Annotated in this window: 11 protein-coding genes and 1 pseudogene; 4 read left to right on the top strand and 8 right to left on the bottom strand. The window is 60.7% G+C overall.

The annotated features are described in order from the left end of the window. Positions 1-29: 29 nt before the first annotated feature. The 3 genes from AC3WLP_RS03200 to AC3WLP_RS03190 form a co-directional block, all read right to left on the bottom strand. Complete coding sequence (locus AC3WLP_RS03200; RefSeq protein ID WP_088512263.1) at positions 30-1,385, bottom strand: GntR family transcriptional regulator; 1,356 nt, start codon at positions 1,383-1,385, stop codon at positions 30-32. Next, positions 1,385-2,770: a hypothetical protein gene (locus AC3WLP_RS03195; RefSeq protein WP_088512264.1), complete on the bottom strand. Its 1,386-nt coding sequence runs from the start codon at positions 2,768-2,770 to the stop codon at positions 1,385-1,387. The genes AC3WLP_RS03200 and AC3WLP_RS03195 overlap by 1 nt, the downstream gene beginning before the upstream one ends. Positions 2,771-3,287: 517 nt before the next feature. Continuing rightward, complete coding sequence (locus tag AC3WLP_RS03190; protein WP_010953736.1) at positions 3,288-4,310, bottom strand: zinc-dependent alcohol dehydrogenase family protein; 1,023 nt, start codon at positions 4,308-4,310, stop codon at positions 3,288-3,290. A 206-nt stretch (positions 4,311-4,516) separates the two neighbouring features. Between AC3WLP_RS03190 and AC3WLP_RS03185 the strand changes: the two genes are divergently transcribed. From AC3WLP_RS03185 to AC3WLP_RS03170, 4 genes and pseudogenes are all read left to right on the top strand, one after another. After that, positions 4,517-5,431, top strand: a complete 915-nt coding sequence (locus AC3WLP_RS03185; RefSeq protein ID WP_088512265.1) for a LysR family transcriptional regulator — start codon at positions 4,517-4,519, stop codon at positions 5,429-5,431. 141 nt (positions 5,432-5,572) lie between these two features. After that, a pseudogene (locus tag AC3WLP_RS03180) lies at positions 5,573-5,797 on the top strand (LysR family transcriptional regulator); the annotation flags it as partial. Between the two features lie 54 nt (positions 5,798-5,851). Further along, positions 5,852-6,430, top strand: a complete 579-nt coding sequence (locus tag AC3WLP_RS03175) for an NAD(P)H-dependent oxidoreductase (RefSeq protein WP_003253953.1) — start codon at positions 5,852-5,854, stop codon at positions 6,428-6,430. Positions 6,431-6,595: 165 nt separating this feature from the next. After that, positions 6,596-6,979 (top strand): MerR family transcriptional regulator, encoded by a 384-nt coding sequence (locus AC3WLP_RS03170; RefSeq protein WP_003253954.1) that lies wholly within the window; start codon positions 6,596-6,598, stop codon positions 6,977-6,979. A 69-nt stretch (positions 6,980-7,048) separates the two neighbouring features. On the opposite strand, the gene AC3WLP_RS03165 is transcribed toward AC3WLP_RS03170, so the two are convergent. From AC3WLP_RS03165 to AC3WLP_RS03145, 5 genes are read right to left on the bottom strand one after another with little or no spacing between them, the layout of a single operon-like run. Continuing rightward, positions 7,049-9,658, bottom strand: coding sequence for an efflux RND transporter permease subunit (locus AC3WLP_RS03165; protein ID WP_088512266.1), 2,610 nt, complete (start codon positions 9,656-9,658; stop codon positions 7,049-7,051). 33 nt (positions 9,659-9,691) lie between these two features. Further along, positions 9,692-10,528, bottom strand: a complete 837-nt coding sequence (locus AC3WLP_RS03160) for an outer membrane lipoprotein-sorting protein (RefSeq protein WP_003253956.1) — start codon at positions 10,526-10,528, stop codon at positions 9,692-9,694. Positions 10,529-10,578: 50 nt separating this feature from the next. Then, complete coding sequence (locus tag AC3WLP_RS03155) at positions 10,579-11,862, bottom strand: DUF1302 family protein (protein ID WP_088512267.1); 1,284 nt, start codon at positions 11,860-11,862, stop codon at positions 10,579-10,581. A gap of 2 nt (positions 11,863-11,864) precedes the next feature. Continuing rightward, positions 11,865-12,629: an SDR family NAD(P)-dependent oxidoreductase gene (locus tag AC3WLP_RS03150; RefSeq protein WP_088512268.1), complete on the bottom strand. Its 765-nt coding sequence runs from the start codon at positions 12,627-12,629 to the stop codon at positions 11,865-11,867. After that, positions 12,626-13,363, bottom strand: coding sequence for a 3-oxoacyl-ACP reductase family protein (locus AC3WLP_RS03145; RefSeq protein WP_003253959.1), 738 nt, complete (start codon positions 13,361-13,363; stop codon positions 12,626-12,628). The genes AC3WLP_RS03150 and AC3WLP_RS03145 overlap by 4 nt, the downstream gene beginning before the upstream one ends. Positions 13,364-13,370 lie beyond the last annotated feature (7 nt).

Here is a 13,370-nt window from a genome sequence, read left to right as displayed (position 1 = left end):
ACTTGGCGGCGCCTGCAAGCGTCTTGATTTCAACTTGAGAAGCGGGTGTTTCGCCCGCAGCGCACCTCAAGCGCCTGCGCCAGTCGCCTTACCGCCAGTTGCAGTTCATCCGGGCGCCCCCCCAGCCAGATCAGCGCAAGGTGTTGAGGGTAATGCCCCGGCAGGCCGAACTGCTCGCCCGGTAGTGCGTGCAATGCAGAGCCTGCCAACGCTGCGGCAATACCGTCCCACGCCAGCGGCTGGCAAAAGCTCACCCACAGCATTTGCCCACCTTGCGGCATGTCGAAGACCACCCGTTGACCGAATTGCGACTGCAGTACATGCGCCAGGTATTGCGTACGCCTTTGCAAGTCTGTGCGTTGCTGTACCAGCTGCGTTTCGATTTCCCCCTTGCCGAGCATGTGAGCAAGCGCCTGCAAACGTAGCGGCGCAAGCCGAAACGCCCGTTCAGCGAATGCCTTGGCCAATACGGTGTCACGGCTCAGTAAATAGGCATACGGCGCCTCTGCCCCCACTGCGGCCTCGAACGTGCCCATCACCAGAAGCCAGCGCGGGTCGATCCAGTCACGCAGGCGTGTGCTCGGCGGCCCGTCGTAACAGAGCTCGCTGTCCAGGTCGTTTTCCAGCAGCCATACAGGGTGCTGGCCAAGCAAAAGACCAAGCTGCTGCTGGTAATACGGTGAAACCAGCTGCCCTTGTGGCATGCCCAGGCAAGACGGCATGACCAGCAGGCTTACCGGCTCGCTACCCAGCAGCTTGGCCAACGCGTGCAGCTCGGGGTTGCCACGGGCATCCAGTGGTGTTTCCAGCACGCGCATGCCGGCACGCGCCAGGGCGCGCAACACTTGCCAGCAACAAGGCGAATGCACCAATGCGGTACCACCTTGCAGGGCCAGCGCCGCAAGCAGCGTCTCCAGCACCGCCAGCACATCGGGGGCTAGCTGGACATCATCGGCATGCCAGTACTGGTTGGAGCAGCGGGTGTATCGCTCAGCCACAGCATTGCGCAAACGGGCGCTACCCAGCGCTTCCCAGGACGCAACGCTGCGATCACGCTGACGGGCCAAACGCCGTTCGTGACCAAGCAGCATGCGCTCCAACAGTGGCTGCGTCGGCAAGGGAGGCTGCCGGGCCACGGCCACGGCCTGATCTTTGCCACCGCTCTGTACGTAATAGCCCGACCTCGGCAGGCAGTGTACACGGCCCTCCTCTTCCAGCAGGCTGTAGGCACTTTGTACCGTGGCCAACGACACCCGCAGCCGCCGGGACAGCTCACGCAATGATGGCAACCGGCATGTGCCAACGCCTGCAGCTTGTTCGATCAACGCTTCCAGGTAGCGATACACCTTGCGATACGCGAACTCGCCTGGGGCCGCTCGCCCCATCAAGGCAGCCCCGCAACACCACGCCGCCGCCCCAACGCCAGCTGCGGCAGCAGCCTCAGGTGTACATCGCGGCGGGCCAGGTTGTTAAGCAGGCGCCATCCCGCCAGCGGCAACTGCCCATCATAAATTTGCCGCAGTTGCCCCAACGGCAAGCCACTGGTATTCACCAGCCAGGCTTTGACTGCATCGGGGCAGGGTTTGCCTTGCAAGGCCCTGTGCAGGTACGGCAACGCCACCACCATGTCGGCGTGCCTACACTGCAAGAACCGCTCGAGGTTTTTCCCCTGCCTGGCAAACGGGCTGAACAGCAGGCACACCAGTTGGGCCTGATTGATGCCGTAGGCTTTGCCCAATAGCAACGGCGCGGCGTCACGCTGCTTGCTGCCGCCCGCCTGCCCTGCCAGCCTCAGCGCTGGGCGCCCGGCCAGCGGCTCCAGACTGCGGGCGCGCAGTTCATGCAGCTGGGCCGTGGCTAGCGAGTCAACGAATTCGGACAGCGGCAAAGCATCCGCAGCCGTCTCGAAGTGACAACCCAGCATCGCGTCAAGCTGCGGCTCTTCAAGCAAGTGCGGCAACAGGTCATCAATAGCGATCAGCCGCACCGGCGCGCGCTCCGGTACGGCGCCTGGAACCGGCTCGTGCTGACCACCCGGTGCGCCCCCAACAGCACCGTGCAATCGGCTCAGCCCTTGGGCCAGCGCCGCCAGGCACTGGTGCACTGCATGCGAGCCACGCACGCCGGCCAGGCGCAGGCTACGCCGGGCCCACGCCAGGTATCGGCGCCGCTGCAGCCCGGGCATGGCGGTGACCAACGCATCGGGAGGCACCGCTGCCTGCAGCGCCTGACCCACGGCCCCGGCCAGCTCCAGGTGCAGGCGGCAGCCCAGCAGGGCTTCAGGCCTGGCATCGATCATGTGGCCGAACATCAACATCGCGTCCCTCGCCAGCAGCCAGCGCTCAGGCATTACCGAGAGCCGACGACTGAACGGCACCACTGCGCGCCCCTCGATCATCTGCAATTGCACCCGCGGGTCATCCTGCATGAACAACGCGCTAAAACTGCGCTCGTGAGCTTCCAGCGTGGCGCTATCGGCAACCGGCAGGCTGACCACCAATACCCGCAGCTGGAAGGTTACCGGCGAACGCAGGGCAATGCTCAGTTGCGCGGCACGCAACATGGCCAGCAGCCGGCTGCTATGGCGGTCGCTCCCTTGCAATACCTGCAAGCTGAAAGTACCGATGTACTCCGGCCCGCCTGCAGCGACCAACAGGCGTTGTATCAGCAACTGCAAGGAAGCGCGCTGGGCCTGGGACATGTGGTTCAACAAGCGCTCGAGTACTTGCTGGTAGATATAATGCATCGCCTGGTCGTGAATAGCAGTCACGCAATCACCTCATCAACTTCATGCAGCCAGCGCATGCGGTATCCAACATTTGAACGTGAACATGCGCCGAACTTACCTAGAAGAAATTTCTTACAACAAAATGAAAGTAATGACGTAACCCTTCACTGTCGCCAAGCCATCGAGAAGAAACCACCCCTGCGATGGCCTGTCGCTGTCACATGCTGCTCTATATCAGGCATAGCCATGCTCATCCCACGTTCCTTGCACAAACTATCATTGGGCCATTATCGAGAGGGAGGCAGCATGAATTGAAGATACAGTTCAGGGTAAAAAAACCATTCAGCATCCGTGTCAGTTCACAGTGACTCGCAAGGCAAAAGCATTCAAGGCTGATTATTTGCCGGGATATTTCTGACAGCCCGAAAGCTACGGACTTATATGTAGTCCACATCTGGGTTTATTGTAGGAACAGTCCTACTTTAAGTGTTGAAACACTTTACTCCGCGCATAAAAAACCCGGGACATTGCCCGGGTTTTCCGCTTGCGCCACCCACCGTCAGTGTTGCGCCATGTCCAGCACGACGCGCCCGCCGCACGGGCATTGGTCCATGTAGCGATGCGCCTCGACCACCTGCTCGAACGGGTACACCTTGATGATCTGCGGTGTCAGCAGCTGATCGGCGGTGAACTGGTTGATATCGCGCAAGGCACGCTGCAGTGCCACCTGGTCCTGGCTGATGCCAAGCTCTGGCTTGCCGGTGAAATTACCGATGCAGTGCACATAGAACTGAATGTTCTTCTGGAATGCCGCGCAGGCCGGGAACGGCGTCTGGTTGCCGCCTTGCAGACCGTACAGCACCAGGCTGCCACGCGGCGCCAGCACATCACCCAACAGCGACATCTGCGGGCCGCCCATGCCGTCGAGCACCATGTCCACACCACGGCCATCGGTGTACTTGCCAATCTGCAGCAGCAGGTCTTGCTCTTCGGTGACGATCACTTTGTCTGCGCCCAAGCCCAGCAGGTAGTCACGCTGCGCCGCTTCCTTGGTGGCGGCGAACACTTTCAGCCCCAGGGCCCTGCCCAGCTGCACGAAGGCAGGCCCGGCGCAATGGCTGGCATCGGTGACCAGTGCTGTCTGCCCGGCCTTGGCCCGTGCCAGGTCGACGTAGGCGAAGTAGGCGATCAGCAGCGGGGTGTAGTGCACGCTGGCCTCGATCGGGGTGAGCACATTCGGGTAGCGCGTGATGGCTGTACGGGGCAGTACGATGACATCGCCGTACACCGGGTGGTCGTTGGCACTGGTGGCCGGGAAGCTGGCGACCCGATCACCGACGGCAATGTCATCGACCCCTTCACCGACCGCAGTCACCACCCCGGCCATTTCGTGACCGATCCCCGCTGGCAGACGCGCCTGGGACGGTGCCAGATTCTGGCGCCAAAGCACGTCATACCAGCTGACGCCAACCGCTTCGACGCGGATCTGCACCTCGTCGGCAGCGGGTGACGGTTCGGCCTGCTCTTCGCAACGGAGCACGTCGGCAGCACCGAACTTGTGGAAACGGATCATGCGGGACATCGCATACCTCGCCTTTGTGAACCTCTAATTACCACTGACTCTATCCGGGCTTTGCCCGTTAGACCATCAGTGGGCATTAATAGTCGACATGCTTGTCATCGATTGGGCACCTGACTTTCCCTGCGATTGGTCCCCCTAAACCCGTGCAGGGTAACAGCCTTTGGCCTTAAGATTCACCTCTGCCCCACATTAGGCGAAGCGCACCGATGAATCGAAACGACCTGCGTCGTGTAGACCTCAACCTGCTGATCGTGTTCGAAACGCTGATGCACGAGCGCAGCGTGACCCGTGCCGCAGAAAAACTGTTTCTCGGCCAACCGGCCATCAGCGCGGCGCTGTCGCGCCTGCGCAACCTGTTCGATGACCCGCTGTTCGTGCGCACAGGGCGCAGCATGGAGCCGTCGGCACGGGCCCACGAGATCTTCGCCCTGCTGTCAACGGCACTGGATTCGATTTCCACGGCAGTCAGCCGCGCCGCCGAATTCGACCCGGCCACCAGCAATGCGGTGTTCCGCATCGGCCTGTCGGACGACGCCGAGTTCGCCTTGCTGCCGCAACTGCTCAAGCGCATTCGCGCCGAGGCACCCGGTATCGTGCTGGTGGTGCGACGGGTCAACTACTTGCTGATGCCAACCCTGCTGGCCTCGGGCGAGATTTCGGTGGGTGTCAGCTACACCAGCGAACTGCCGGCCAACGCCAAGCGCAAGGTGTTGCGCCGCAGCATGCCGAAACTGCTGCGCGCCGACAGCGTACCCGGCAGCATCACCCTGGATGACTTCTGCGCCCGGCCCCATGCGCTGGTGTCGTTTGCCGGGGACTTGTCCGGGTTCATCGACGAAGCCCTGGAAGAAATCGGCCGCAAGCGCCACGTGGTGCTGGCGGTACCGCAGTTCAACGGGCTGGGGAGCTTGCTGGCAGGTACCGATATCGTGGCGACGGTACCGGACTACACGGCGGATGCACTGACGGCCGCCGGCGGCTTGCGGGCCGAGGATTTGCCGATACCCGTGCGCAGTTTCGAACTGCACATGGCCTGGCGCGGGGCACAGGACAATGACCCGGCGGAGCGGTGGCTGCGGTCGCGGATACAGATGTTCTTTGGGGACCCTGAGAGTCTTTAGGGAAAATCCAGACAAGTCACCCAGCACCCGGCAACGGCTGATTTCCGGGCTCAGAAAAGCTCGATTTGTAGGCGAGGATTATTGAACATCAGGGCAGCACTGGTTTTTCTGGCTTTAACATGCTCTAGTCCTGCCCCCCCCCTGACGTTCAACGACACCCTCAGCCACGCTTATGTCGCCCTCAACGCCAACAGTGCCCTCGCCGTCTATCTGGAGGCGAAAGCCCTTCAAGCCGGTTGGCGCTTGCAAGTGCGAGTGCGGGCTCAACGCACATTGCGTTTCTGCGCCCCCTCATTCAACGGTTTGCCGGGCTCCAGCCGAGCGCTGCTGGACTGTTTGTCTCTACCGCTAACCGGCAAGGCTTGACTCTACCGTAAGGGGCAGACTTTACCCTTGGCACTTCATTACCTGGAGTTTGTCATGAAGCGCAAACGCATGCTCGTAATCCTCGGCCACCCTTCGAACGACAGCTTTTGCGGCGCTGTGTCCGAACGTTATGTCGAGGCTGCCACGCAAGCAGGCCATGAGGTGCGCCTGCTGCGCCTGGATACCCTGGATTTCGACCCGGTCTTGCACGATGGCTATAACCAGATCCAGTTGCTTGAGCCCGATTTGATCAACGCACAGAACGACATTACCTGGGCCGAACACCTGACATTGGTGTACCCGATCTGGTGGGGCGGCATTCCGGCATTGCTCAAGGGGTTCTTCGACCGCGTGTTTCTGCCCGGTTTTGCCTTCAAGTACCGCAAGGGCTCGCCCTTCCCGGATAAGCTTCTCAAGGGCCGCACCGCTCACCTTTTGGTGACAATGGACACGCCGCCGTGGTACTACCGGTGGGTGTATCGCATGCCGGGCCTGCACCAAATGCGCAAGACCACCCTGGAGTTCTGCGGCATAAAACCCCTGAAAACCCTGACCTTCGGTCCGGTATTGGGCTCCAAGCCGGAACAGCGTGAAGCCTGGCTCAAGCAAGTCCAGGCCGTCGCCAGCCGCTGATCGGCCCCGGTCAGGCCGTGCCCCTGCGCTGCCCAGCCGAGCCTCCCTGCTGTGATGCCTTGTTCAGCCTGGCTTCCCACCCCCTGACGCTTGTGCAAAAATGTCGCGCGCCTGTACGAGCACGCGACATCTTTTCGCTTCTGATGCGCCAAAAAAGGGATTTTCATGTACATCGGCAAAGCCGCCCAGCTGTCGGGCACCACCGTCAAAAGCATCCGCCATTACGAAGAAATCGGCCTGTTGCCACCCCCGCAACGCGAAGGCAAGTACCGCATCTACAGCCAGCAAAGCGTAGAGCTGCTGACCTTCATCAAATGCGCTCAGCAACTCGGTTTCAAGCTCAAGGAAATGCAGGCCATTCTGCAGGATCATCGCGGCCAGGAGCTGCCCTGGGATCTGGCCATGCAGGCCATCGATAACAAAAAGCAGGAATTGATGGGGCAGATCCAGGCCTTGCAGCAAGTGCATGACGGCTTGGTTGAGTTTGAGCTGAGCCTCAAAGATGCTCAGATGCAATGCCAGTTCGAACACCTGGAAAAAGCCCGCTGAATCCGCTCCGCCGCCCCTGAACGGCCATGGCGCCCCGTGCCGTTTTCAGCACGCAGGCGCCCCGGCGATTTAGCCTGGCACAGCCCCACCCCCCGGCTGCTCGCCCTCTTGCACGGCTGGCTGCGGCACAATCGAGGCAAAGAACCACGGCGAAATCAGCGTGACCAACAAAATGGTCATGAAGCCGCTGGATGACAGCGCCAGTATCACCAATACACCCAGGTCAATGACGGGTTTGTAGGCGGAGAACAGCAGCGCGACAAAGCCCATCGAGAAGATCACGACGTTGACCACCGTCGAGCGCCCGACGCCCTGCATGGCCGCCAGGATGGCCTCGTCGATCTCGATGCCCTTCTGCACCAGCATCTTGATCCGTGACAGCAGGTGAACGGCGTAATCCACGACGCCCACCACCAGGAACGTCACCAGTGTGGTACCGATGTTCAACTCGATATCCAACAGGTACATGCTGCCGTACACCGTCACCGACGTGGTCAGCAACGTCAGCATGCCGAGGATGCCCAGGCGTACTGACTTGAGCCAGAACATCATCATCAAGGTCACGGCCAGCAACGCCAGCGAGAAGCTAAGCACCTGACCCTGGGTGATTTCCTGCAACACCCCGGTCCATATGTACGGCGTACCGGCATGGGTGACCTGCAGGTTGGCCGGTTTGTTGATGGCCAGCCAGGCGTCCAGTTTATCGAGCATCGCCTGGTAATCGCCCGCCACAGAGGAGGTCATGGTGAACAGCGTCACCGCCTTCGAGTAATCGGCATTGAGCACGTTCTGCAAGTCAGTGCCGCCACCGTTCTCGAACATCATGATGTGTTGTTCGATGAGCGAGTTGCCATCGACATCGAAGGTCTCCGGTTTCCCGTCATCATCGACCACCGTCACCTGCTCCACCGCCTGCGGCACCCGCAGGAAAGCAGGGTTCATGTCGTTAAGCACAAGGTTCATGCGCTTGATGTAGGTCGCCACCGAATAGGTGTAACTCACGTTCGGCTGGGCCTTGATGAACTGGTCCAGACGGTCGAGGAACTGCACGGTTTCAGTGGTCAGCGCGCCACGCGGAGTCTTGGTGTCGAAAGCGATCCAGCCCGGCGATGTACCCGCGACTCCGGCCCGGTTGATGAATTCGTCGGACATCCGCACCGGGCTGTCCTTCTTGAAGTAGGCAATGCCCGAGTCTTCGATATCCACCTTGAACGTGAACACCGTCATCATCGCCAACAACGGCAGGGTCACCAGCAATACCGGCTTGCGCCAGCGAATCAGCCAGGCACAGAACACCACCAGATAGTGGGAGATCAGCGACGCTTTCAGTTGCACTTTGCGCGGGACGGCATCTTTGCCCCAGATCGAAATCCACGCCGGAATCAGTAGCAACGAGATGATCAGCGCCGCCGTCAGGCCGATGGACATGAACACGCCAAAGTTGCGGATACTGACAATGTTGTTGGTGGTGGAAATCAGGAACGTGGCAATCGTCGTGACCGTTGTCAAAACTACGGGCGTGACCATCAGGCGCTGGGTTTCCCGGTTGGCTTCGCGGAAAGACTTACCCGAATTGAGCTGTTCGTAATACTCGGCCATGACGTGGATCGCGTCGGCACAACAGATGGTGAACAGGAACACCGGCAAGACACTGGTGAGCAAGTCCATCGGCACACGCAGCAGCGCCATCAGGCCAAGGGTCCAGATGGTGCAGAACAGGATATTGAACAGCGGCAGCACCACGCCCAGTGGTTTGCGAAAGAAGAAAACCAGCAGAGAGGTCACCAGCAGGAACACGATCGGGAACAGCATCGCCAGGTCGTGATCGATGATTTCCTGCTGGGCCGCAATGAAGATCGGCATGCCGGCGATGAACACCTCATCGGTGAACTCCGGGTGAGCGGCCTGGTACTTCGCGATGATCTCGCGGACCTGGTGATAGGCACGCAATTGGGCCTGAGCGTCGTCCTGTTTGGTGCCCAGTTCGGCGACGACTATGGCGACTTTCTTGTCCGCCGAGACGACGCCACCGACCATCTGCTCGTTGCCCATGATCTGCGCTTCGACCTTGATCGGGTCCATATCCAGGGCATGCAGGGTCTTGTGGATCCACAACTCGCCATCGGCACTCAAGCTGATGTTTTCCAGGTCAGCCATCGAGGCCATTTCCTGGATCGGGTTGAGCCGCTCGGCAAGAAAGCTCAAAAACCGCAGGTCATGGCTGTCCCAGTTCCGGGCAATCCCATGGTCGCGCAGCGCTTTGGCGGCAGCGTAATCGTTCTGCGAAAAACCCTCGGCGAGGATCTGCACCAGCAAACCCTGAGCATCAGGGTCGCCACTGTGCAGGCCGACGATGCGCTGCAGTTCGACACGGTCCTCATCGTTCGCCAGCATCAACCGGCGTATGGCCTGGGACAGCTCGAACTGGGCGTTCAACGACGTGGTGTTGAAGACACTCTCGGGGTTGTTCAGCGCCACCATGACCGAGTCATACGTGCCGGTGAACTCGCGCTGCAAATCAATGATCGTCTTGCGCGCCGGATGAGTGTCCTTGAGCAGATACGGATTGGTGTCCGACATCAGCGCGCCGAGGGTGTAGGTGAAGTAGGCGGTGATCGCCACCAGCACGAACACAATTGCCCGCGCATAGCGCTCGACGAAGTTCAGGTATCTTTCCATGAATGAGGGTTCCAGATGAATCGGGAGCGGCGCTTAGCGGGCAGACACGGCGTATTCCGGCAAGTCGCCGGCTTTCAGCCCGCGCTTGATCGCGGTCTGCGTGAACAGGCGGTCGTCCAGCGCGACGTTGTACTGCAACTGGTTGAAGCGCAGCTGAGAGCGCGTACCGGCGATGAAGTCCTCGGTTTCGCTGAAGGTAATGCTGTCGATCTGGTCGATGGTTTCAGTCTTCAGGGTGCGCATCTGCTTGAACATCACACCTTTTACATCGAAGAAGTCCTGGCGCAGCACCAGTGAGTTCTTCTTGTCAACCCAGACCTTGAGCTTGTTGTAGCCGGTCTTGGCCAGCACGGCAGGCGTCGCCGGCTCACGCTCGATCACGTAGCAATCGCGGCCCTGCAACTGCTCTTCGCCAACCAGCGTTTGGCGATAGTCTTCGGCGCGAATCTTGTCGAGGTCGGCATAGGAGTAGTCGCTACCCATGAACGCCCCGCGTTTGTCCGTGGTGGAAATCCTTCGGGTCTGTCGGCTGACCGGCAAATACATCCATTGGCTGTCTTCGAGGCCCAGGGCCTCGCGCGGGTTTTCGATGTGGAAGGCGACGTCACGCACATCACTCGGCGCGGAGAAATACATGGTGAATTTGTCGCTGTCCGGGTAATCCTTTTGCAGGTAGCTGAACTCGCGGATGCGGCTGTTACCTTGCTTGTCGATCAGGATCAGGGACACCTGGGACATGAAGCTCTTGCCGTCATCGCGGTCCCGGGCCTGGCGAATGATGTCGTCGGCCGTGCGTGTTTCAGCTGCCATGGCGGCAGCGGCGCTCAGCAGCAGTGCGCTTACAGTCAGGGTCTTGAAGATGGGCAACATCGCGATTTCCTTTTCATTGTTTGAGTGGTTCGCACACCGCACCGGTGTGGTCAGAACAGATAACCGGCGGACAAGCGCACCTGGTCGCGGTTGGCGTACGCACCGAACTGGCGGTCGGGCTTGCCGAAGAACACATCGACTTCGAGCCCCAACTTGAGCCAGTCCACCGGTTTGTAGGTGAAGATCCCCTGAACGAAACTGTCGTCCTGCGCTGGCGGCGACATGCCGAAAACCAGACGGGTCTTGAGGCGATCCTGGAACTGCGAGCCTTCGGCAGACACGGTGAACAGGTCGTCGCGTTTGTCCTGGACCATGCCGGGCTGCCAGTCGAGCAGCCGCTGATGTTGCCACTGCGTCGAGATCAGCCAGTCCCGCAAGAGGTAATCGACGCCCAGCAGCGACTTGGTCATCGCCGTCTGGTCGCTGCCGTAAGCGCGGTAAGGATTGGTGACGCGCCAATTGTCGAAGTAGGCGACTTCACTGCGTACCACGATGCTGTGGCCGGCATCGATGGCCACACCGGCGCCGCCCATGGAATAGCGCGGGAATTGCCGTTCGAGGCGAATCAGGCCCTCTTCGGTCTGGCCTTCGACGGCGTAAACCGGGTCCTGTTGGCGGGCGTTGAGGGCAACGAAGCTGACATCCACCGTGCCGACCCGGCCGTTGGCACTGGCGCCGTAACCGAAGCCACTGTGACCGTCATACCCGGGCCGCGAATCGACCACAAACATCTGCGGATCAGGTGTGGCAAAGATCGGTGCATCGAACTCGCTGCCGACGGCCGGCGCCTGGTTCTTCACGAAATCAGTGATCACCAGCGCTTCCAGCTCCCACTCGGCGACCGGCTGCACCAGGCGAATCATCGGCACGGCGATGCGGCTGTCTTCCAACAGACCGATCACACCCTCGCGATAATCCAGCGGGTTGATCTGATCGAGCACCCGTAATTCATCTGCTCGCCCCCACACCACCTGCTGCCAGCCCACCGTCAGCTCGCCGTCACCGACGTAGAGCCCCCAGTAAAGGTGCCGCCAATCGGCAGTGGCCCGGTAATCGTCCCGGGCTTGCGCGCTGTATGGGTTGTTGCCGTCATAACGGAAGTCGTAACGGGCTCGCCCCTTGGCCTTGTAGTAGCCGCTGTCCCAGGCATCCTCCAGGCTGAACTTGAGGTACACGGCCTTTTGCGTGACCTGGTCGTCACCGTGCAGACGCACGGCCGTGGCAACGCCGATCTCCGCTTCATGATGCTCCGGCCACCACTCGGCGATCGCCACTGGCGAGCCGAGGCTGACCAGCGCGGCCAAAAGGCCGCGGTTCAATCCCAGTCGAGCCATGGCTACATTCCCAACCCGGCACCGCCGTCGATCATCAGGCTTTGCGCCGTGACACCACTCGCCTGCGGGCTCGCCAGATAACGAACCATGGCCGCCACTTCTTCGCCCTGAATGAAGCGCCGCAGCGGCAACTTCTTCTTGGCATTGCGCAGGATTTGCTCGTGGCTGATCCCGGCGATGCGCGCTTGAGCCGCCAATTCGCCTTGCAACATCGGTGTGTCGATCCAGGCGGGCAGGATGGCATTGACGGTGATTCGCCGTGGCGCCAGGTCCAGCGCCAAGGCTTTGGTCATGCCAATGATACCGTGCTTGGAGGCGCAGTAAGCGGTGTTGCGGACCTTGCCCGCTCGGCCGAGGATCGACGACATGTTGACGATCCGCCCACCCTCCGCCATCAGTGGCAGGCACAACGAGGTGACGTAAAAGGTGCCGTTGAGGTTGATCGAAATGACCTTGTGCCAGTTGTCGAGGTCTTCGGGTTCGTTCTCGTCGCAGACCCCGGCGCTGTTGACCAGCACATCGACAAAGCCGACCCGGTTGGCCAGGCCCTTGAACAGAAGTTGCAGACTGGCGAGATCGGCGATGTCCGCTTGATGGGTTTCGATGCGAGCGGCAAATTCGCCCTCGGTGACCCAGCTCTGCAAGGTTGCCAGATCCCGATCAAGCAAGATCAAAAGGTGCTCGGCCTGGGCTGCAAAACTTTCCGCGACGGCGCGGCCAATACCATTGGCCGCGCCGGTAATCACAATCGTGCGTAACTGGCTCATGGCATTTTCAATCCGCCGTTGACGGACAAGACTTCGCCCGTGACGTACAGGCCGCGCTCGGCCAGATACAGCACCGCGTCGGCAATTTCTTCAGGGCGGGCGAACCGTTTGATCAACAGCCGCGACTGGATTTCCTGCTCATGGGCGCCGACCAGGGCTTGGCTCATGTCGGTGCTGACGATGCCGGGCGCCACCGCGTTGACCCGGATGTTGCGCGGCGCCAACTCCACCGCCAGTGCGCGTGTCAATGCTTCTACACCGCCTTTGGCGGCGGCGTAGTTGCTCTGGCCCTTGCCGGGCTTTTGCGCGGCCACCGAACTGAGGTTGACGATGCACCCGCTGCGTTGGCGCATCATGCAGGGCAGCACCTGCTGACAGCACAACAACGTGCCGACCAGGTTGGTCTGGATGACCTCGGTGATGTCGCTCAACGATTGCGTGGCGAGCAAACCGTCACGGGTAATACCGGCGTTGTTGACCAATAAGTCGATACGCTCGAAACGTTGCTCGACCCGTTCAAAAAACGCCTGAATGCTCGGCGCTTCCTTGACATCACACTGCACGGCCAGGCAGTCCCGGCCGAGCCCTTCGACCTGCGCCTGCAAGGCAGCGGCTGACGCCTCGTCACGGACATAACTGAAGGCAACCTGATAACCCGCGCCGGCCAGGGCCAGCACGATGGACTTGCCAATGCCGCGACTGCCGCCGGTCACGACAGCTATTTTCTGAGTCATGACCGCT

This window comes from Pseudomonas sp. FW305-E2 (assembly GCF_058782925.1).
This window is presented reverse-complemented; position numbering and strand designations above follow the sequence as displayed.

Coding starts and splice junctions, on each gene's coding strand:
- AC3WLP_RS03200 (WP_088512263.1), bottom strand. CDS start 1,385: ATGGGGCGAGCGGCCCCAGGCGAGTTCGCGTATCGCAAGGTGTATCGC.
- AC3WLP_RS03190 (WP_010953736.1), bottom strand. CDS start 4,310: ATGTCCCGCATGATCCGTTTCCACAAGTTCGGTGCTGCCGACGTGCTC.
- AC3WLP_RS03185 (WP_088512265.1), top strand. CDS start 4,517: ATGAATCGAAACGACCTGCGTCGTGTAGACCTCAACCTGCTGATCGTG.
- AC3WLP_RS03175 (WP_003253953.1), top strand. CDS start 5,852: ATGAAGCGCAAACGCATGCTCGTAATCCTCGGCCACCCTTCGAACGAC.
- AC3WLP_RS03170 (WP_003253954.1), top strand. CDS start 6,596: ATGTACATCGGCAAAGCCGCCCAGCTGTCGGGCACCACCGTCAAAAGC.
- AC3WLP_RS03165 (WP_088512266.1), bottom strand. CDS start 9,658: ATGGAAAGATACCTGAACTTCGTCGAGCGCTATGCGCGGGCAATTGTG.
- AC3WLP_RS03160 (WP_003253956.1), bottom strand. CDS start 10,528: ATGTTGCCCATCTTCAAGACCCTGACTGTAAGCGCACTGCTGCTGAGC.
- AC3WLP_RS03155 (WP_088512267.1), bottom strand. CDS start 11,862: ATGGCTCGACTGGGATTGAACCGCGGCCTTTTGGCCGCGCTGGTCAGC.
- AC3WLP_RS03150 (WP_088512268.1), bottom strand. CDS start 12,629: ATGAGCCAGTTACGCACGATTGTGATTACCGGCGCGGCCAATGGTATT.
- AC3WLP_RS03145 (WP_003253959.1), bottom strand. CDS start 13,363: ATGACTCAGAAAATAGCTGTCGTGACCGGCGGCAGTCGCGGCATTGGC.